A 20033-nucleotide genomic window follows, 5' to 3' on the forward strand; every position below is an offset into this window, starting at 1 on the left:
ACATCCAGTTCTCGGCGGGCGTCAGTCGGTGTCCGAACGCCCGAGGTCGATGGTCGAGTCTGCCCGCTGACCACCGATCTTGGCGAATCTCGGATCGGCGGCCAGCTCGTCGCCGATGTCGTCGATGACGTCGACGTCGGGCAGGAGCGGCGCGATGTCGGGCAGGTCACTCAGCGAGGCCAGGCCCAGGCGCTCCAGGAACAACTCGGTGGTCACGTACAGGATTCCCCCGCCGTCGGGGTCGGTGCCGGCCTCGCTGATGAGGCCACGGGCCAGCAGCGTCCGCATCACGCCGTCGACGTTGACGCCGCGGACAGCGCTCACCCGCGATCGGGTGACGGGTTGGCGGTAGGCAATGACGGCGAGCGTCTCCAGCGCGGCGCGCGTCAGTTTGCTCCGCGCGCCGTCGAGCAGCAGCTTCTCGACGTACGGGGCGAACTCCTGGCGGGTGTAGTACCGCCACCCGTCGCCGGCGTAGCGCAGGTCGATGCCGCTGTTGCGCTCGGTCAAATCCGCGGCCATGGCGATCACGGTCGACTCGATCCGGGTGGCCGGCTCCCCGATCGCCGACGACAACGCCTCGACGCTCACCGGCGAGTCGACGACCAGCAGGATGGCCTCCAGCGCCGACCGCAGCTCGTCCTCGTCGAGGGGGTCGTGGATCTCCTCCGCATCGACGATCGGCTGCTCGAACAGTCCGCCGTCCCCGGCGGTCCCCTCCTCGGGCGTCTGGTCGTCCGGCTCCTCGACGACGGGCTCGTCGCTCATCCGTAGTCCTCCGCGGTGGTCGTGACGAGTTCGGCGGTGTCGCGTTCACCGGACCAGCGGATGTGCAGCATGCCGAGCGCCTCGGACTGCTCGAACTCGACGGCACGCTGGCGGTAGAGCTCCAGAAGCGCGAGGAACCGGGCCACGACCTCCAGTCCGCTGGCGCACTCCGACGCGAGCGTCCCGAAGTCGACCCAGCGCTGCGTCCCGGCGCGGCGCAGGATGTCGCCGACCCGGGTGACCTGCTCCGGCACCGACACCGCGTCGACGTCGTGCAGATGCGACAGCCCCACCTGCGGAACGGGTTTCGGCGCGAGTGCCGCCGCGGCGACCTGGGCGAACTGCCACGCGTCGACACCGAGCGCGACCTCCGGCAGGAGCTCCTCGTAGCGGGGTTCCAGCGCGACGGCCCGCGGATAGCGTTGCAGCGCGGACGCTTCCAGTTCGGCGAACAACGCCGCCACCTGCTTGTAGGCCCGGTACTGCAGCAGCCGCGCGAACAGCAGGTCTCGTGCCTCCAGCAGCTCCAGGTCGTCGGCGTCCTCCACCTCACCGCGCGGCAGCAGTCGCGCGGCCTTGAGGTCGAGAAGGGTGGCCGCGACGACGAGGAACTGGGTGATCTGATCGAGATCGGCTGCCGTGCCGAGATTCTTCGTGTACGCGATGAAGTCGTCGGTGACGGCGTGCAGGGCCACCTCGGTGACGTCCAGTCGACGTTGGCTGATCAGGTCCAACAGCAGGTCGAAGGGGCCCGAGAAGTTGGTGAGGGAGACGGTGAACACCGAGGGGTCCAGCGCGGCATCGTCGGACGCGGTGTCACCGGCCTGCGCCGGGGCGTCGGCGACGGTCACGAGGCCTTGCCGGTGCGGTCGATCACCTCACGCGCCAGCGACCGATAGGCGGTGGCACCGCCCGACTTCGGCGCCCACGACGTGATGGGCTCGCCGGCGACGCTGGTCTCGGGGAAGCGGACGGTGCGCGCGATGACCGTGTCGTACACGGTGTCGCCGAACACCTCGACGACGCGGGCCATCACCTCGCGGGAGTGCAGGGTCCGGGCGTCGAACATCGTCATGAGGATCCCGCCGAGCGTCAGCTTCGGGTTCAACCGGTCCCGCACCTTGTCGATGGTGTCGGTGAGCAGGGCCAGACCGCGCAGCGAGAAGTACTCGCACTCCATCGGGATGACGACGGTGTCGGCGCAGGCCAGCGCGTTGACCGTCAGCAGGCCCAGCGACGGCTGGCAGTCGATGAGGACGTAGTCGTAGCGGTCGAGCACGGGGTGCAGGGCGCGCGCCAGGGTGTGTTCGCGGCCGACCTCGTTGACCAGCTGTATCTCCGCCGCCGACAGGTCGATGTTGGACGGCAGCAGGTCGAGGCCGTCGACGCGTGTGCTCATCAGCACGTCGTCGACCGAGACCTGCGGCGGCACCAGCACGTTGTGCACGGTGAGTTCGAGTTCGTGGTGCGGCACACCGAGACCCGCCGAGAGCGCGCCCTGCGGGTCGAGGTCGACGAGGAGCACGCGGCGGCCGTACTCGGCGAGGGCGGCACCCAGGTTGATCGTCGACGTCGTCTTGCCGACGCCGCCCTTCTGGTTGCACACGGCGATGACGACGGCCGGGCCGTGCCGGTCCAGCGGGGTCGGCTCGGGCACGGGGCGGTTGACGCGGCCGGTGGGACCGAGTTCCTCCCCGGAGGCCGCGGGCGCGGTGTCGGCCTGGGCCGTCTCGCGTGCGGGCGCGTCGATCGTCAGGTGGTACTGGCCGTTCGCCGATCCCGGCGCGGGAGCCGGGTCGGTCCGTCCCGGATCGCTCGAGGCGGGACCGACGGCGACACCCGAGGCCGGTGGCTGGGGTGTCGTCACGTTCGGTTGCTCCTTCTCACCGTCGGCGCTGCGATGCCATCACAGCCTAGTGCGTGGCGGGACGCTCGCCGTGGAGCATCGCCGTGCGCGCGGGTCACCGGGCGCGGGGGTGGGCGGTGGCGTACACCTCGCGCATCGCCGACACCGTGACCAGCGTGTACACCTGCGTCGTGGTCACCGAGGCGTGTCCCAGCAACTCCTGCACGACGCGGACGTCGGCGCCGCCGTCGAGCAGGTGGGTGGCGAAGCTGTGGCGCATGGTGTGCGGCGACACCGAGGTCTGCAGGCCCGCCCGCTCGGCCGCGTCCGACAGCACCTGCCACGCGCTCTGCCGGGACAGCCGCCCGCCGCGCGCGTTGAGGAACAGCGCCGGGTTGTAGCGGCTGACCAACGCTGGGCGGCCCCGGACCAGGTAGGCGTCGAGCGCGTCGATCGCCGGCCCGCCGATCGGGACGATCCGTTCCCGGCCGCCCTTGCCCCGCAGCAGCACGGCGCCGGACTCCGTCGTCATGTCGTCGATGTCGAGGGCGACGGCCTCGGAGATGCGCGCGCCGCAGCTGTAGAGCAGCTCGATCAGGGCACGGTCGCGCAGACCGCGCGGGGTGTCGGCGGCGCCGTCTCCCCCGGCCGCCTCGATGATCGCGACCACCTGGTCGACGGGCAGCGACTTCGGCAGTCGGCGCGCGGGTTTCGGTGGTCGGACGGCGTGTGCGACATCCGTCGCCGTGATGCCCTCCGCGGTCGCGAACTTGTGCAGCCCGCGCGCGGCGACGAGCGTCCGGGCCACCGAGCTGTCGGCGAGGGGCGCCTCGTCCCGGTCGGGATCACCGGTGCGCAGCGCGACGAGGAACTCCCGGACGTCCTCTTCGGCGACCTCGGCGAGCGAGTCGACGCCGCGCGAGCCGAGGTACCGGCGGTAGCGGTCGAGGTCACGACCGTAGGAGCTCAGCGTGTTGGCGGCCGCGCCGCGCTCGACGGCGAGATGATCGAGGTAGCGCCGGATCTGGTCCTCGAGCCCCGTCACCGCAGCCGTCATCGCGCCCGACTCAGCGATCGGCGTGCCGACGGTCGAGCGCGGTCGGCTGGTCCTGCCAGGGGGCGTCGGGCCCGCGCAGCTCGACCTCCGCGGCCAGCGCATGGGCATAGGCCAGCACGCCACAGACGCTGGTGACGTTGACGATCTCGCCGCGGAACACCATCGCGACGGCCTCGTCGAGGTCGACCCAGTCGATCTGCATGTCGGCTTCCTCGTCGTGGGCCTCCGGACGATCCACCGACCGCAGGTCCTGGGCGAGGAAGACGCGCAGCGCCTCGTCGGTGAAACCGGGCGAGCTCGCGACGTCGACCAGCGAGTGCCACGTCTGCGCCTCGACCCCGACCTCCTCGACGAGCTCCCGCGCGGCGGCCTGCACCGGCGACTCGTCGCCACCGAAGTCCATCAGGCCGGCCGGGAGCTCCCGCAGGGCCCGCTGCACGGGGTGGCGGTACTGGGTGACGGTCGCGATCCGACCCCAGGCGTCGACGGCGACGATCGCGACGGCCCCGTGGTGTTCGACGACCTCCCGGTTCGCGGTGCGCCCGCCGGGCATCGTCACCTCGTCGACGCGCAGGGCGAGGATCGCACCGTCGTACACGGTGCGGGAGTCGACGACCTCGTAGGCGTGCGAGTCGTCGCTCATGCGCCCGCTTCGGCGACGCTCACGGTCGCCCCGGCCGGGGCGGTCGGGCCGTCGGTCTCGTCGTCCTCGGGGTCGCCGTGGACGTTCACCGGAAGCCGCTCGCCCGCCTTGTACTTCAGCGCGGCGCGCACGAACGCGGCGAACAGCGGGTGCGGACGCGTGGGGCGGCTCTTCAGCTCGGGGTGGGCCTGGGTGGCGACGAGGAACGGGTGGATCTCCCGCGGGTACTCGACGAACTCGACGAGGTGCCCATCGGGCGAGGTGCCGCTGAACGTCAGGCCGGTGCTCGCGATCTTGTCCCGGTAGGCGTTGTTGACCTCGTAGCGGTGACGGTGTCGTTCCGACACCTCGGTGGTGCCGTATGCGTTCGCGACGATCGAACCGCGTTCCAGCACAGCGGGATACGCGCCGAGTCGCATCGTGCCACCGAGATCGGCCTCACCGGCGACGGCCTGTTCCTGGTCGGCCATGGTGGAGATGACGGGATGCTCGGTGTCGGGGTCGAACTCGGCGGAGCTGGCGTCCGTGAGACCGGCCTCGCGGGCGGCCTCGATGACGATGCACTGCAGGCCGAGACACAGCCCGAGCAGCGGGATCCCGCGGTGGCGGGCGTAGCGGATCGCGCCGACCTTGCCCTCGATCCCGCGGATGCCGAAGCCGCCGGGGATGAGGATCGCGTCGACGTCACCGAGGTGCGCGGCCGCGCCGGCGTCGGTCTGACAGTCGTCGGACTGGACCCAGCGGATCTCGGTCTTGGCGCGGGCGGCGAAGCCACCGGCGCGGATCGCCTCGGTCACCGACAGGTACGCGTCCGGCAGGTCGACGTACTTGCCGACCAGCGCGACGGTGACGGTCTCGCGCGGCTCGTGGACGCGGGTGAGCAGGTCCCCCCACACCGTCCAGTCGACGTCGCGGAACGGCAGGCCCAGCTTGCGGACCACGTAGGCGTCGAGCTGCTCGCGGTGCAGCACCTTGGGGATGTCGTAGATCGACGGTGCGTCCGGGCAGGAGATGACGCCGTCGAGCTCGACGTCGCACATCAGCGCGATCTTGTCCTTGAGCGGCTCCGGCACGTCCCGGTCGCAGCGCAGGATGAGCGCATCGGGCTGGATGCCGATGTTGCGCAGTGCGGCGACCGAGTGCTGTGTCGGCTTGGTCTTGAGCTCCCCCGACGGCGCGAGATACGGCACCAGGGAGACGTGCAGGAACAGCACGTTGTCGCGGCCGACGTCGTGACGGATCTGACGGGCGGCCTCGATGAACGGCTGCGACTCGATGTCGCCGACGGTGCCGCCGATCTCGGTGATGACGACGTCGGGCTCGTGCCCGTCGGCGCCCGGCCGGCGCATCGCGAGGACGCGGTTCTTGATCTCGTCGGTGATGTGCGGGATCACCTGGACGGTGTCGCCGAGGTACTCGCCGCGGCGCTCCTTGGCGATGACGGTCGAATAGACCTGTCCCGTCGTGACATTCGCGTCCTGCGACAGGTCACGGTCGAGGAAGCGCTCGTAGTGGCCCACGTCGAGGTCGGTCTCGGCGCCGTCCTCGGTGACGAACACCTCGCCGTGCTGGAACGGGTTCATCGTCCCGGGGTCGACGTTGAGGTACGGATCGAGCTTCTGCATCGTGACGCGCAGGCCACGTGCGGTGAGGAGCTGACCGAGACTCGAGGCCGTCAGGCCCTTGCCGAGCGAGGACGCGACACCCCCGGTGACGAAGATGTGCTTGGTGCCCGAATGGCCGTGACGCAGTGGTCGCAAAGGTTCTCCCGTGGGGCCGGAGCAGGACCGAAACCTGCTCGCCTACGGGACTCAACCGTAACACCTGAGAGGGGTTCCGCGACGCACCGACGACGCGGGCCGCGCCGTACGGGTCAGGTGGCGGGCACCACAGCCGACGCACCGGCGCCGGTCCCGTATGCCCCGGTCCGTCCGCGCTGCGCCTCGGCCAACGCCAGCGCCGCGGCGATCCGCCCGGCCGATGTGTCCACGTCGTCGACCGTGGAGACGGTCTTGGCGAGCGAGCCGTCGGAACGGACCACCGCCACCGGCGACCCGCCGTCGGCCGATCCCGCCCGGCCGGCGAGCACCGCCCCCGCACCGCGTGCGCCGAACGACGCGGCGAACCGGGCGACCAGCTGTCCCCGTGCACCGGAGTTCGCCGGCAGCTCACCGCCCGTGACGACCACGGCGAGCTGTCCCGGTGAGACCGATCCGTCGACATAGGAGATGTAGCCGCCCTCGCGCAGCGCCTGCAGGCCTGCGGTGACGTCGCCGGGGTTCACCTGCGCCGGCGACTGCACCCTGCGCAGCAGCAGGGCGCCGAGCAGGTCGCCGACCCGCCCGCCGGAGTCGGTGAGCTCGGGACGCAGTTGGGCACCGGCGGGGATCGCCTGGTCGACGATGGTCGTCAGCTTCTGCGCCGAGGTGTCACCGACCAACTCGTCGGTGAGCCCGATCTGACCGGCGAACCCGGCTCCGGCCTGGTTGAGGATCTGCTTGACCGCGGTCACGTCGGCGTCGGCGGCGTCGGGCGTGGTCACGACGACGACGCTGCGATCGGCCAGCAGGCCCCGCAGCAGTCGTGGCGCGATCGCGGCGTTGAACGAGTCCGACGCGTTGACCTGCGCGCTGAGGGCGTCGTTCTGCGACCGCAGCGACGACGACGCGGAGTCGCCGCCGGAGTTCACCCGGTCGGCGACGAACCCCGACCCGAGCGCCACGCCGACGGCGAGCGCGAGGAAGACCGCGACCAGCGAGATCGCGTGCTGTCGCAGCGAGATCACCGGCTATCGGTTCCAGAGTTCCCGCGCCCAGGCGTATCCGCGATCCCATTCGGCAACGGCCCAGTCCATGATCTCGGTGCCCGTGTTCGACATGACCACCGCGACGATGATCGCGGCGAGCGCGGCGAGGATCAGCAGGGCGATCGCGGCACCCGAGACACGGCTGCGGTACAGCGTGGCAACGGCTTTCGCGTCGACCAGCTTGTGACCGACCTTGAGACGGGTGAGGAACGTCGACGGGTTCGACTCCCGGCGGCTGCGGTCGAAGAAGTCCTCCAGCGACGCCGACGCGCCGACGGTGACGACGAGCGCGGCGCCGTGGTGGTCGACGAGCAGCAGCGCGAGATCGGTGGGCGACCCGACGGCCGGGAACGTCATCGCACCGACGCCGAGATCCTGGATGCGCTCGAGCCCGATGGCGTGACCGTCGGGATCGGCCGGCAGCACCACCTGGGCGCCGGACTTCAGGGTCGACGAGCGCATGACCTCGGGGTCACCGACGATCAGGTCGGGCCGGTAGCCGGCGCGCATCAGGGTGTCGGCACCACCGTCGACGCCGACGAGCACCGGTGCGTACTCCTTGATGAACGGCTTGATGCGCTTGAGGTCCGCCTCGTGGTCGGGGCCGTCACCGACGACGACGACATGCCTGCCCGTCATGTCGATGTCGACCTCGGGCACGCCGACACCGTCGATGATGAGCGGCGACTCGCTGCGGATGTACTCGATGGTGTTGCCGGAGAACGCCTCCAGGTGGTCGACGAGACCGGACTTCGCCTCGATCATCAGGCGCGCGACCTCACGCTCGCCGAGCTCGGTGCCGCGGGCCAGCTTGTTGGAGCCGACGTAGACGTCACCCTCGTCGAGGCGCACCTTGGCGCCGTCCTTGACCCGACGGAACACCTCGGGGCCGACGTCGTCGATGAGGGTGATGCCGGACGCGACGAGCACCTCGGGACCCAGGTTCGGGTAGCGGCCGGAGATCGACGGCGACGCGTTCACGACGGCGGTGACGTCGGCGGCGACCAGCGCGTCCGCGGTGATGCGGTCGAGGTCCTGTTCGTCGAGGATGACGACGTCCCCCGGACCGACCCGCTCCAGCAACCGGGACGTGTTCTTGTCGATCCGGGCGATCCCGATGACGCCGGGCAGGGTGTCGGCGGTGCGCGAGAGCAGGGCAGGCATCTTCATGACGCCCATGGTCACCCTGACACCATGCGTCACATCGGCGCCACGCCGTAACTCACGAAACTTTTGTCACACGAGTAACACAGGTGTCCGACAGGTCAGCTCGCGGCCTTCTCGCCCTCGGCGGTGTCGAGGAGTTCCTCGGCGTGCGCGCGACCGGTGTCGGAGTCGCCGAGACCGGCGAGCATCCGCGCCAGTTCGGCGACCCTTCCGTCGCGGTCGAGGGTGGTGACCGAGCTGGTGACCTTGGCCTTGCCCGTCGTCTTGCCGATGACGATGTGGTGGTCGGCGAACGCCGCGACCTGCGGAAGGTGGGTGACGACGATGACCTGGTGGTTGCGTGCCAACGCGGCGAGCCGCCGGCCGATCTCGACCGCGGCCCGACCACCGACGCCGGCGTCGACCTCGTCGAACACCATCGTCGACCCGCTGCCGGGACCCGCGAGCACGACCTCGAGCGCGAGCATGACCCGCGAGAGCTCACCACCCGACGCGGACCGGGCGATGGGCATCGCGGGCGCGGCGGAGTGCGCCGCCAGGGTGAACTCGACACGGTCGACACCGGACGACCCGGCGTGGCACCGCTTCCCACCGACGTCGAGTGCGCGGGTGTCGTTCTCCCCCGCCTCGTCGGGAGTGACGGTGACGGCGAGCGTCGCGCCCGACATCGCCAGCCCCTTCAGCTCGGCGGTCACCTTGGTGCCCAGGGTCGCCGCGGCCTTCGTCCGGGCGGCGGTGAGCGCGGTCGCGGCCGTCCGGAGGTCGTCGGCCGCGTCGCGGGCGTCGGCCTCGAGGGACTCGATCGACACCGACGAGTCGTCGATCGCGGCGAGGCGGCGACGGGCGTCGTCGCGCCAGGCGATGACGCCGTCGATGTCGGGGGCGTACTTGCGCACCAGGTTCTTCAGCTCGGCCTGCCGGGCGAGGACCTTCTCCAGCTCGCTGGCGTCGGCGGGCAGCCCGTGCAGGAAACCCGCGAGCTCCTCACCGATGTCGCCGACCACCGACAGCGCCTCCTCGACGCGCGGGAGCAGGCCCTGCAGCGTCGACTCCGACGTCGACGACAGCTGCGAGCGCACCTGCCCCAGCAGGTCGAGCACGGCCGGGGCGTCGGGGTCACCGGCGTCGTCGGGTCCGGCCTCGCCGGTGATCGCGCCGTGCGCGGTCGCGGCGACCGACCGCACGGCCTCGAGGTCACCGAGACGGGTCACCAGCGCCGACAGCTCCTCGTCCTCGCCCGGGTTCGGTCCGACGGCGTCGATCTCGTCGAGGGCGTACCGCAGCCGGTCGGCCTCCTGGGCGCGTTCGCGGGAGTTGGCGCGTCGCTCCTCCAGCAGGTCGACGGCGGCGACCCAGCGGGCGCGGGCGGCGTCGTAGGCGGTGCGCGCCTTGGCGACGGGCTTGCCGCCGAACCGGTCGAGGGCGTCGCGCTGGTGGTCGGGGCGGACGAGCCGCAGCTGGTCGTTCTGGCCGTGGATGGCGAGCAGCGAGGTGGTGAAACCGCCGAGCGTCCCCGCGGGCACCGATCGCCCGCCGAGGTGTGCGCGGGACCGCCCCTCCGCGGTCACCGACCGCGCGGCGATGACGGTGTCGTCGTCGTCGAGCAGTGCGCCGGTGGACTCGAGCAGCTCCGCGACCTCCGCCGGCGCCTCGTCGACGCGGAAGCGTCCCTCGACCACGGCCTTGTCGGCACCGGCGCGCACGCGGGCGCCGTCGGCCCGTGCCCCCGACAGCAGGTGCAGGCTCGTCACCACCATCGTCTTGCCGGCACCGGTCTCGCCGGTGAGCACCGTGAAGCCCGCGTCGAACTCCGCGGCCGCGTTCTCGATGACCCCGAGCCCGCTGATCGTCAGTTCCTCGAGCACGTCACACCTGCCTCCCCCGCCACCCGGTGACGGGCAGATCGAACTTGGTGACCAGCCGGTCGGCGAACGGGTCGGAGTCGATCCGCACCCACCGCAGCGACTGGGCACCCCGCACCACCTCGATGCGGGCACCGGCCGGGACCTCGAGGGTCCGGCGGCCGTCACACGACACGATGGCATGCTGCCGTGACCGTTCCACCTCGATGGCGATGACCGAGGCGGGACTTGTCACCAGGGGACGGGTGAACAACGCGTGGGCGTTCGAGGGCACCACGAGGATGGCCTCGAGGTCCGGCCACATCACCGGGCCACCCGCCGAGAAGGCGTACGCGGTGGACCCGGTCGGTGTGGAGACCAGCACGCCGTCGGCGCCGTAGGAGGCGACCGGACGCCCGTCGACCTCGGTCACCATCTCCAGCACACCCTGGTTCGTGGGGTTCTGGATGCTGGCCTCGTTGACCGCCCAGCTCGCCCCGATGACGGTGTCCCCGTCGAGGACGGTGATGTCGAGGGTCATGCGTTCCTCGACGGCGTAGTTGCCCGCGACGAGCAGCGCCATGACCTCGTCGATGCGGTTCGCCTCCGCCTCGGCGAGGAAGCCGATGTGCCCGAGGTTGATGCCGAGCACGGGAATGCCTGCGGGATAGGCGAGTTCGGCCGCACGGAGGAACGTGCCGTCGCCCCCGAGCACGATGACGAGCTCGCACCCCGCGGCCGACTCCTCGTCGCCGCTGGCCACCGCGACGTCGGCGCCCATGTCGCGCAGCTGCGCGGGGTCGACGGGATGCGCGGTCGGGCCGATCCACCGCTGGCCGTGGTAACCACCGGAGATGTCGTGTTCGACGACGCGGAGCTTGATGTCGGCGCCGACACAGTGGCGCGTGATGGCGGCGATGGTGTCGGTCACGATCTCCCGCCCGGTGTGGGCGACCACCAGGAACTCACGCGGGCCGGACTGGGTCACTGGGGTCCCTTCTCGATCGCGGAGGTGATCGCCGCCCGGGTGGCCTCGTCGAGCGGGCCGTCCGTCGCGGCCCCCGCGGTGCGGCGCAGCCACAGGAAGTATTCAACATTTCCCGACGGGCCCGGCAGCGGGCTCGCCACCACGCCGAGCGTCCGCATCCCGTGCGCCGCCGCCGCCTGCGCGACGTCGGTCACCGCCTCGGCACGCAGCGCCGGGTCGCGGACCACTCCCCCGGACCCCACCCGTTCCTTGCCCACCTCGAACTGCGGCTTGACCATCGGCACGACGTCCCCGCCGTCGGCGACGCAGGCGGCGAACGCGGGCAGGACGAGACGCAGCGAGATGAACGACAGGTCGGCGACGACGAGGTCGACCGGACCGCCGATCTGCTCGGCGTCGAGGTGGCGGACGTTGACACGATCGCGGACGTCGACCCGGTCGTCGGTCTGCAGACGCCACACCAGCTGGCCGTAGCCGACGTCGGCCGCGACGACCACGCGCGCGCCGTGCCGCAGCAGGACGTCGGTGAAGCCGCCGGTCGACGCGCCGGCGTCGAGACACCGGCGACCGTCGACGACGAGTCCCGACGGCCCGAACGCCTCGAGTGCGCCGAGCAGCTTGTGCGCGCCGCGTGATGCCCAGTCGTCACCGTCGTCGACGGTCACGACGATCGGTGTGTCCCGTCCGACGTTCGTCGCGGCCTTGGTCGCGGCGACACCGTTGACGGTCACGACGCCCTCGGCGATGAGTGTCTGGGCCTGCTCACGGGACCGGGCCAGCCCGCGACGGACCAACTCGGCGTCCAGTCGGGCGCGCGGCGCCATCAGAGACGACCCACGTGCGTGCTCAGACCCGGTCGAGGCGGTCGAGTGCGTCGGTGAGCAGGCCGTGAGCGCGGTCGACGAGGTCCGCGGTCGCGTCGAGCGCGGCGATGTGCGCACCGACCGCCTCGGTGTCGTCGGGGTCACCGGTCGCCTCCGCGGCGATCGCGTCGATGCGATCGGTGATCTCGGCGATCTGCGCGGAGAGCTCGGTCGGGTCGACGTCGGTGCCCGCGGGCACCGCGGCACCGGGGGCCGGACGCGAACCCGGCATCTGCGCGGGGGACGGGAAGGTCATGACCGCTCAACGCTATCGGAGGACAGGCCGTACCGTCGCGCGGCCGCGGCGGCCGTGTCGTCGTCGGTGACGACCGTGAGATCGGCGGCCGCGACGTCGACGAACGCGTCGTCCGCCCACGCGGCCGCGAGCACCGCACCCGGGAACGCCGCCTCGTCGGCGCCCTCGCCTGCGGCGACCCGGATGGTCGTGCCGTCGACCCGCACGTCCCAGCAGTCGTCGGCCCCGACGGCCGCGAGGTCGGCGTCGGCGAGCAGCCCGGTGAGGTCGGCGGCGACATGGGTCGGTCGCGAGTCCGCGACGGCGCAGATCGCGTCGGCGAGAGAACTCACGCCGGTCAGCACGAGCAGACTGTCGAGCCCGACCGCGTTCGCGCCGGCGATGTCGGTGTCGAGGCGGTCCCCGACGACGATCGGCCGCGACGCGCCGCTGCGGGTCAACACGTCCTGCATGTGGGGCGCGGCGGGCTTGCCCGCGACGATGGGCGTCGCGCCGGTCGCCGATGCCACAGCCGCAACCATCGATCCGTTGCCGACCAGCAGTCCCCGTTCCGAGGGCAGCGTCGCGTCGGTGTTGCACGCGATCCACAGCGCACCCGCCCGGATGGCGAGCGCCGCCTCCGACAGCTGCGCCCAGCCGGTCTCGGGGTTGTGCCCCTGGATGACCGCCACCGGCCGGTCGTCGGCGCTGCGCGTGGTCGCGATGCCCACCTCGCGCACCTCCTGCACGAGGCCGTCGGTCCCGACGACCAGCGCGCGCGAGCCCGGTTCGACGTGCTCGGCGAGCAGTCGGGCGGCGGTCTGCGCGCTGGTGACGACACGCTCGGCGTCGGCGCGGAAGCCGAGGTCCTCGAGATGCGCGGCGACCTCCGCGGGCCGACGGCTGGCGTTGTTCGTCACGAAGTAGATCGGGACCGTCAGCGCCTCCACCGTCGCCACCGCATGGTCGACCGGTGCGCTGCCGGCGAACAGGGTGCCGTCGAGGTCGGCGAACACCGCGTCGTACCCGGCGACGAGCGCCGACTCGGACACCGCCGGGGTGTCGCCGGTGGCCGCCTCGGTCTCGACCGGGGCCGCCGGGGTCTCGGCAGGGACGTCCGGGGTCTCGGTAGGCGCGGCGTCGGGGCTCTCGACGACGTCCGCGGTCTCGACGACGTCCGGGGTGTCGGCCGCGGGGACCGCCACGGGGTCGTCCGCGTCGTCGACGGAGACGTCCTCCGGCCGGGTCGGTGGCGCCGGCGCGATCTCCACGTCCGCCGGCGCCGCGATGTCGTCGACCGGGGCGACGTCCCCGGCGTCGACGCTGTCGTCGCCGTACACCGCGGCGAACTGCTCGGGATCGGTGATCTCCATCAGGCGCAGCTCCGCGTCGGTGACGTCGTCCTCGTCGGCCGCGGCGGCGTTCATGAACCAGGTGACCGCGTCGTCCTCGCGACCGGCGGCGTGCAGTGCGGTGGCGTAGGCGTAGAACAGCCGTGCCTGACCGGTGCCGTGCTGGGCGGGGTCGAGGTTCTCCGACTGCAGTGTGACGACGGCCTTCTCGGGGTCGCCGAGGTCGAGACGCGCACCCGACTCGACGATCCGCATCTCGAGTGCCTCGTCGCCGGTGAGGGCGCGGCCCTCCTCGCTGCGCGCGATGTCGATGGCGCGCTCGGGGTGTCCGAGGCCGCGTTCGCAGTCGGCCATCAGCGGGAGCAGCACCGTGCTGCCCGACATGCGCCGTGCCGCACGCAGTTCCGACAGCGCCTCCGACCACTCGCCCGCGTTGTAGGCGGCGATCCCGGCCGTCTCGCGCACGACGGCGATGCGTCCGGCGCGTCCCCGTGCGGCCCGCGCGTGCAGCAGCGCCGCGGCCGGGTCGTCCTCGAGCAGACGGGACACCATCACCAGGTGACGGGCGACGGCGTCGGCGTTGGTGCGGTCGAGCGTCTTGAGGTCACGCCGCACCTCGCCGTCGAGGTCCTGCGGGGTGACGTCGTCGGGCAGCGCGGGCTCGTCCCGGCGCACGGTGCCACGACTGTCGGAGGGTCGGCCGCCGCCGCGGTGCGGCCGGTCGAACTGTCCGCGACCGGACTCGGGTCGACCCGATCGGGATCGATCGGACCGGGACCGATCGGACTGGGAGCGGTTCGGGCGGTCGGTGCGGGTGTTCTCGCTCCGGCGATGCGGTCCACGGCGGTCGTCGCTCATCTCGATCCCTCTGCTCCTGACACACACGGACACCCACGCGATCGTGGACTCGTCCGGCACCCTGCTCGGACACACCCTGTGAAGTTGCGGGGTCAGCATATCGCCGCGGGCGACCTCCTCCGACACACGCGGTCGCGCACGTACGCTCGACGGGTGCGCGTCGCCGACAGGATCGATCGCCTGCTCGAGACCGTCGGTCTCGACGAGAGGCCCCGCAGCCCGGTCCGGGGTGCCCACCTCACGGCGCGGGTCGGTGTCGCCCTGGGGATCTGCTTCGGGATCTGCTTCGTCACCGGCCTGCTGAGCCACTGGATCCAGCACCCGCCGGGATGGTTCTGGTGGCCGACGCAGCCGTCATGGCTCTACCGGTTCACCCAGGGCCTGCACGTCACCACCGGAGTGGCGGCCATCCCGCTCCTGCTGGTGAAGCTGGGCACGGTCTACCCGAAGTTGTTCGCGCGACCGCGGATCGGGTCGCCGGTGCGTCTACTCGAACGCGCGTCGATCACCGTCCTCGTCGTCGCCGCCATCTTCCAGCTGTTCACCGGGCTGCTCAACATCGCGCAGTGGTACCCGTGGACGTTCTTCTTCACCACCACCCACTACGCCACGGCGTGGATCGCGATCGGCGCGATCCTGGTCCACATCGCGGTGAAGCTGCCGGTGATCCGCAGAGCGCTCGGTGAACCCCTGGACGCACCGGAGACCCCGCCCGACGGGTCACCGGCTCCCGCGCCCACCCGCCCCGACCACGTCGGTGCTCTCACGCGCCGAACGGTCCTGCGCAGCACCTGGGCGATCACCGGCCTCGCCGCGGTCGCCGTCGTCGGGCAGTCGCTGCCGTTCGCCCGATGGATCTCCTTCCTCGCGCCGCGCTCCGGTGAGGGACCGCAGGGCCTGCCGGTGAACCGCACCGCGCAGCAGGCGAACATCACCGACGGCGTGCGCGGCGCCGACTATCGGCTGACGCTTGCCGTCGCGGGACGGGAGACCCCGCTGACCCTCGACGACCTGCGTGCGATGCCGCAGACGACCCGCGAGCTTCCGATCGCCTGCGTCGAGGGGTGGAGCGCCTCGGCGACGTGGACCGGCGTCCGGCTGCGGGACCTTCTCGCCCGAGCCGGCCACCGTGGCGGGCGGGACACGCGGATGGTCTCGCTCGACCGCGGCCTGTACGGGGTGTCGGTGCTGCCGGCGAACTTCGCCGACGCCGACGACACCCTGATCGCTCTGCGGCTGAACGACGAGGAACTGAACCTCGACCACGGTTTCCCCTGTCGGCTGATCGCGCCGAATCGGCCGGGCGTGCTGCAGACGAAGTGGCTCTCGCGGATCGAGGTCCTGTGACCGCCGCGGTCCGTGTGCTCCTCGTGCTCGTCGGCATCGGTATGGCCGCGTACGGCGTCACGCTCATCACCGACTTCACCCCGCGTGATCAGCTGTCGATCGTCATCTGGGCGGTCGCGGGACTGTTGGTCCACGACGCGATTCTCGCGCCCACCTATTCGATCCTCGGGCACGCCGGGTCGCGGCTGCTGCCGTCGACGCTGTGGGCGCCGCTCCTGGTGGCGACGGCGGCGACACTCGTTCTCGTCGTGCTGGCCCTGCCTGTGCTGTCCCCGCGTCCCGCGGGCGAGCGACCGATGAACCCGACCATTCTCGACCGCCCCTACGGACTCGGCCTCACGATCGCCGTGGTGCTCATCTGGGTGCTCGCGGCCGCGGTGGCGATCCGCAACCACCGCTCGGCGCACCGTCGGGCGTCGTCGAGCGAGGCCGCAGCCTAGGCCAACCGCGCGTGCCGGATGGCCGGCGCGGTCGATCGCGGCAGGAGATGCGCGGGATCGGCGGGCACGGACACCTCGACGTCGAGCCCGGCGACGAACCGGTACGGGCTGCCCGCGACGAGGCCGGACAACTGCCGCCGCAGGCGCGACATCTCGGCGCGCACGGTGACGACCCGCGAAGCGTCGCCGAACAGGTCCGCCGCGAGGTCGCCCGCGGTCCGGCCCGCCGGGGCGTGCAGGGACAGCAGGTAGAGGATCTCGGCGTGCCGCGGCGACACGGTCTGCGTCCAACTGCCCATCGGCCCGACCACCCGCACCGACGGATCGCGGTCCGAACACAGGTCGACGACGAGCGTGGTCGCCTGCTCGGCCATGTCGCCGTCGGCGTCGGCGAGCCGGATCAGCCAGCCACCCGGCAGCGGGTCGAGGTCGCAGGAGCCGAGGTCCGGCAGCATGGCCCGGCCGGGTCCGATCTCGTGCGGGAGGGTCAGTCGCGCCCCGGAGTCGATGCCGTCAACGGCGGCGACCCAACCGTGGTCGTCCACGGCGACAGCGCGCCCGGCCATTCGCGCGAGCATCGGCGCGGCGACGGTCCGCAGACGATCGAGGCTGCGTCGGTGCACCTCGCGCAGTCGTGACTCGGCGAGTCGCGCGACCGCGTCGACGAGCGCGAGCGTCGTCGGGTGGATGGTCGCCGCGGGCCCGCTGACGTCGACCACGCCGAGGACCTCGCCGGTCCGGGCGTCGCGGATCGGTGCGCCGGTACAGGTCCAGGTGTGATGGGTGCGGGTGAAGTGCTCGGCCGAGAAGACCTGCACCGCGGACCCGGCGACCAGCGCGGTGCCGATCGCGTTGGTGCCGACGCTGCCCTCCGCCCAGCTCGCGCCCTCCACGAAGCCGAGGCGGTCGGCCCGGGACAGCACCCGCGGCGACCCGCTGCGCCACAGGACGCGACCGGCGCGGTCGGCCACGACGACGATGTTGTCGCCGTCGGTGGTCACGGCGCCGAGGCCGGCGGTCATCTCGTCGATCACCTCGTCGAGACCGGACGCCCGACGCTCCTGGTCGAGGTCGATGATCTCCGGGTCGGGCGTCGACCGCGCCATCCGGTCGGGGTCGGCACCGTCGGCGAGCAGTCGGCGCCACGAGTCGTCGATGACGTCGCGGGGCCGGGCCGGTGCCCGCGTCCCCGACATGCGTGCGTCGTAGACGGCCGAGAGCACCTCCGCGTGGTGGCGCGGGTCGTCTCCCGCCTGGATCGCGGGTTCCGGTGCGGTCGGTGGTGTGCGGGTCGCGGACGGGCTCGGCATGGTGACCCCAGTGTGCTCCCGGTCACATCCGGCGGCAACGACCGGCACGGATGCAACGCCTCGCAACGGTTGCCGCCCCCACCTACCGGGGCGTGTGCTCTGCATCACATCGCACACATGGAGGAGCACGATGACGCAGACGCTGGACCCGGCACTCGCCGACACCCCCGAGCAGCAGACACCCCAGGACCGGATGGACCGGTGGCTCGCGACGTTCGAGTCGAGGCTCCGCGCGCGGGACGTCGCGGGCGTCACCGAGTTGTTCCGGGTGGACAGCTTCTGGCGGGACCTGGTCTCGTTCACGTGGAATCTGCGCACGTCGGAGGGCCGCGAGGCGATCGGCGCGATGCTCGAGGCCCGCCTCGACGACACCGACCCGTCCGGCTTCGCCACCCTGGAGCCGGCCACCGAGGACGGCGGCGTGGTGTCGGCCTTCATCGAGTTCCGCACCGCGGTCGGGACCGGCAAGGGGCACATCCGCATCAGCCGCGACGACGACGGCGAGGACCGTGCCTGGACCCTGCTGACGACCCTGCGCGAGCTCACCGGGCACGAGGAGCCGCAGGGCACCCGTCGCGTGATGGGCGCGGTACACGGCCAGTCGGAGGACCCACGCTCGTGGGCGGAGCGGCGGGAGGCGGAGGAGCGCGAGCTCGGTCGCACGATCCAGCCGCACACCCTGATCATCGGCGGCGGGCAGGGCGGTATCGCACTCGGTGCGCGGCTGCGGCAGCTCGGCGTCCCCGCGATCGTCGTCGACAAGCACGAACGTCCGGGCGATCAGTGGCGCGGCCGGTACAAGTCCCTGTGCCTGCACGATCCGGTCTGGTACGACCACCTTCCCTACCTGCCGTTCCCGGAGAACTGGCCGGTGTTCGCGCCGAAGGACAAGATCGGTGACTGGCTGGAGTTCTACACGCGGGTGATGGAGGTCCCCTACTGGGGCTCGACCACCTGCCTGTCGGCGTCGTTCGACGAGGAGAGCAAGCGGTGGACGGTCGAACTCGACCGTGACGGCGAGCGCCTCACCCTGCACCCGGAGCACCTCGTCCTGGCGACCGGCATGTCCGGGAAGCCCAACGTCCCCGACTTCCCCGGCATGGAGGTGTTCCGCGGCGACCAGCACCACTCGAGTGCACATCCCGGCCCGGATGCGTACGCCGGCAAGCGTGCCGTCGTCGTCGGGTCGAACAACTCCGCGCACGACATCTGCAAGGCACTCGTCGAGCACGGCGCGGACGTCACCATGGTGCAGCGGTCCTCGACGCACATCGTCAAGTCGGAGTCCCTCATGGACCTGGGTCTCGGCGACCTTTACTCGGAACGGGCTGTCGCGTCCGGCATGACCACCGAGAAGGCGGACCTGACCTTCGCCTCGCTGCCCTACCGGATCATGCACGAGTTCCAGATCCCGATCTACGACGCGATCCGCGAGCGTGACAGGGACTTCTACGACCGGCTCGAGGCGGCAGGCTTCCGCCACGACTGGGGCGACGACGGCTCGGGACTGTTCATGAAGTACCTCCGACGTGGGTCGGGGTACTACATCGACGTCGGCGCCGCGGAGATGGTCGCCGACGGCACGATAAAGCTCGCCCACGGACAGGTCGACCACCTCACCGAGGACTCGGTGGTCCTCGGTGACGGGACGGAACTGCCGGCCGACGTCGTCGTCTACGCGACCGGGTACGGCTCGATGAACGGATGGGCTGCGGACCTCATCGGCCAGGACGTCGCCGACAAGGTCGGCAAGGTCTGGGGTCTGGGCTCGGACACCACCAAGGACCCCGGGCCGTGGGAGGGCGAGCAGCGCAACATGTGGAAGCCGACGCAGCAGGAGAACCTGTGGTTCCACGGCGGCAACCTGCACCAGTCACGCCACTACTCGCTCTACCTCGCCCTGCAGCTGAAAGCCCGGTACGAGGGCATGGAGACGCCGGTGTACGGACTGCAGGAGGTGCACCACCTCAGCTGAGGTGTGGTGACGACTACGAGGGTGGTGCCAGGTCGATGACGACCTGGCGCCACCCTTTGTCATTGGTCCGCGTGGTGGCGTGTCCCGTGCGCCGGCCACCGCCCGGGTACTCGACAGTGATGGGTGCGCCGTCCCCGGAGAAGTTCTTCCACCACGACTTCTGGCCGGGCGCGGCCACCGTGACGGTCACGGTGTCGCCCTTCTGCCTGTAGTTGACCGGCAGCCGGATCGTCCGTCCCGACTTCCGGCCGGTGTACTCGAGAACGACCATCGACCTGCCGAGCAGGCCGGCCAGTCCCGGGACTCGGAGGAGCGGGAAGACCGCCTTGTTGGCGCCGTTGGCCACGCGCTGGAACAGGGTCATGGGCGGATCGTACGCGCCGGCACCGATCGACCCCACACATGCGACAAGGCCCCTGAACCGCAGTTCAGAGGCCTTGTCGGGATGTTGTGTTCGGCGGTGTCCTACTCTCCCACACTGGTTAGGGTGCAGTACCATCGGCGCTGGAGGGCTTAGCTTCCGGGTTCGGAATGGGG

At 71.5% G+C, this 20033-nt stretch carries 18 protein-coding genes and 1 rRNA gene; 3 read left to right on the top strand and 16 right to left on the bottom strand.

Annotation, left to right across the window (positions count from 1 at the left end):
* Window positions 1-21 precede the first annotated feature (21 nt).
* The 13 genes from scpB to LX12_RS03605 form a co-directional block, all read right to left on the bottom strand.
* On the bottom strand, window positions 22-768 hold the full coding sequence (scpB, locus tag LX12_RS03545) for an SMC-Scp complex subunit ScpB (protein ID WP_253653091.1): 747 nt from the start codon (window positions 766-768) through the stop codon (window positions 22-24).
* Window positions 765-1619: a segregation and condensation protein A gene (locus LX12_RS03550; protein ID WP_372504908.1), complete on the bottom strand. Its 855-nt coding sequence runs from the start codon at window positions 1617-1619 to the stop codon at window positions 765-767. Before LX12_RS03550 ends, scpB begins: the two co-directional genes overlap by 4 nt.
* Window positions 1616-2518, bottom strand: a complete 903-nt coding sequence (locus tag LX12_RS03555; RefSeq protein WP_253653183.1) for a ParA family protein — start codon at window positions 2516-2518, stop codon at window positions 1616-1618. The genes LX12_RS03550 and LX12_RS03555 overlap by 4 nt, the downstream gene beginning before the upstream one ends.
* A 211-nt stretch (window positions 2519-2729) precedes the next feature.
* Window positions 2730-3659: a site-specific tyrosine recombinase XerD gene (gene xerD, locus LX12_RS03560; RefSeq protein WP_372504909.1), complete on the bottom strand. Its 930-nt coding sequence runs from the start codon at window positions 3657-3659 to the stop codon at window positions 2730-2732.
* A gap of 22 nt (window positions 3660-3681) precedes the next feature.
* Window positions 3682-4314 (bottom strand): NUDIX domain-containing protein, encoded by a 633-nt coding sequence (locus LX12_RS03565; protein WP_253653093.1) that lies wholly within the window; start codon window positions 4312-4314, stop codon window positions 3682-3684.
* A complete protein-coding gene (gene pyrG / locus LX12_RS03570; protein WP_253653094.1) occupies window positions 4311-6074 on the bottom strand; it encodes a CTP synthase in 1764 nt (587 codons plus the stop codon). Before pyrG ends, LX12_RS03565 begins: the two co-directional genes overlap by 4 nt.
* 113 nt (window positions 6075-6187) lie before the next feature.
* A complete protein-coding gene (locus LX12_RS03575; protein WP_253653095.1) occupies window positions 6188-7099 on the bottom strand; it encodes a copper transporter in 912 nt (303 codons plus the stop codon).
* Window positions 7100-7102: 3 nt separating this feature from the next.
* Window positions 7103-8290, bottom strand: coding sequence for a putative cytokinetic ring protein SteA (gene steA, locus LX12_RS03580; RefSeq protein ID WP_253653096.1), 1188 nt, complete (start codon window positions 8288-8290; stop codon window positions 7103-7105).
* A gap of 95 nt (window positions 8291-8385) precedes the next feature.
* Window positions 8386-10152, bottom strand: a complete 1767-nt coding sequence (recN, locus tag LX12_RS03585) for a DNA repair protein RecN (protein ID WP_253653097.1) — start codon at window positions 10150-10152, stop codon at window positions 8386-8388.
* A gap of 1 nt (window position 10153) precedes the next feature.
* Window positions 10154-11116: an NAD kinase gene (locus tag LX12_RS03590; RefSeq protein ID WP_253653098.1), complete on the bottom strand. Its 963-nt coding sequence runs from the start codon at window positions 11114-11116 to the stop codon at window positions 10154-10156.
* On the bottom strand, window positions 11113-11940 hold the full coding sequence (locus tag LX12_RS03595) for a TlyA family RNA methyltransferase (RefSeq protein ID WP_253653099.1): 828 nt from the start codon (window positions 11938-11940) through the stop codon (window positions 11113-11115). Before LX12_RS03595 ends, LX12_RS03590 begins: the two co-directional genes overlap by 4 nt.
* Window positions 11941-11962: 22 nt before the next feature.
* Complete coding sequence (locus LX12_RS03600; RefSeq protein WP_253653100.1) at window positions 11963-12235, bottom strand: hypothetical protein; 273 nt, start codon at window positions 12233-12235, stop codon at window positions 11963-11965.
* On the bottom strand, window positions 12232-14424 hold the full coding sequence (locus LX12_RS03605; protein WP_372504910.1) for an HAD-IIA family hydrolase: 2193 nt from the start codon (window positions 14422-14424) through the stop codon (window positions 12232-12234). Before LX12_RS03605 ends, LX12_RS03600 begins: the two co-directional genes overlap by 4 nt.
* A gap of 180 nt (window positions 14425-14604) precedes the next feature.
* Here LX12_RS03605 and LX12_RS03610 point away from each other — a divergent pair, with 180 nt between their 5' ends.
* The gene (locus LX12_RS03610) at window positions 14605-15771 is read left to right on the top strand and encodes a molybdopterin-dependent oxidoreductase (protein WP_253653184.1); all 1167 of its coding nucleotides are present in this window, start codon (window positions 14605-14607) and stop codon (window positions 15769-15771) included.
* Entirely contained in the window at window positions 15768-16211 is a 444-nt protein-coding gene (locus LX12_RS03615) for a hypothetical protein (protein ID WP_253653102.1), read from the top strand. Before LX12_RS03610 ends, LX12_RS03615 begins: the two co-directional genes overlap by 4 nt.
* Here LX12_RS03615 and LX12_RS03620 read toward each other — a convergent pair.
* A complete protein-coding gene (locus LX12_RS03620; RefSeq protein WP_253653103.1) occupies window positions 16208-17521 on the bottom strand; it encodes a GAF domain-containing protein in 1314 nt (437 codons plus the stop codon). The genes LX12_RS03615 and LX12_RS03620 overlap by 4 nt on opposite strands.
* Window positions 17522-17651: 130 nt before the next feature.
* Between LX12_RS03620 and LX12_RS03625 the strand changes: the two genes are divergently transcribed.
* Window positions 17652-19496 (top strand): flavin-containing monooxygenase, encoded by a 1845-nt coding sequence (locus LX12_RS03625; protein ID WP_253653104.1) that lies wholly within the window; start codon window positions 17652-17654, stop codon window positions 19494-19496.
* Window positions 19497-19509: 13 nt separating this feature from the next.
* Here LX12_RS03625 and LX12_RS03630 read toward each other — a convergent pair whose 3' ends face one another.
* Window positions 19510-19860, bottom strand: coding sequence for a nitroreductase/quinone reductase family protein (locus LX12_RS03630; protein ID WP_253653105.1), 351 nt, complete (start codon window positions 19858-19860; stop codon window positions 19510-19512).
* Window positions 19861-19948: 88 nt separating this feature from the next.
* Window positions 19949-20033 (bottom strand): 5S ribosomal RNA (gene rrf / locus LX12_RS22375); the annotation flags it as partial.

The sequence above is a fragment of the Williamsia serinedens genome (assembly GCF_024171725.1).
Lineage (GTDB): Bacteria > Actinomycetota > Actinomycetes > Mycobacteriales > Mycobacteriaceae > Williamsia_A > Williamsia_A serinedens.

Coding starts and splice junctions, on each gene's coding strand:
- LX12_RS03625 (WP_253653104.1), top strand. CDS start 17,652: ATGACGCAGACGCTGGACCCGGCACTCGCCGACACCCCCGAGCAGCAG.
- LX12_RS03630 (WP_253653105.1), bottom strand. CDS start 19,860: ATGACCCTGTTCCAGCGCGTGGCCAACGGCGCCAACAAGGCGGTCTTC.
- steA (WP_253653096.1), bottom strand. CDS start 8,290: ATGAAGATGCCTGCCCTGCTCTCGCGCACCGCCGACACCCTGCCCGGC.
- LX12_RS03595 (WP_253653099.1), bottom strand. CDS start 11,940: ATGGCGCCGCGCGCCCGACTGGACGCCGAGTTGGTCCGTCGCGGGCTG.
- LX12_RS03620 (WP_253653103.1), bottom strand. CDS start 17,521: ATGCCGAGCCCGTCCGCGACCCGCACACCACCGACCGCACCGGAACCC.
- LX12_RS03565 (WP_253653093.1), bottom strand. CDS start 4,314: ATGAGCGACGACTCGCACGCCTACGAGGTCGTCGACTCCCGCACCGTG.
- LX12_RS03600 (WP_253653100.1), bottom strand. CDS start 12,235: ATGACCTTCCCGTCCCCCGCGCAGATGCCGGGTTCGCGTCCGGCCCCC.
- LX12_RS03605 (WP_372504910.1), bottom strand. CDS start 14,424: ATGAGCGACGACCGCCGTGGACCGCATCGCCGGAGCGAGAACACCCGC.
- scpB (WP_253653091.1), bottom strand. CDS start 768: ATGAGCGACGAGCCCGTCGTCGAGGAGCCGGACGACCAGACGCCCGAG.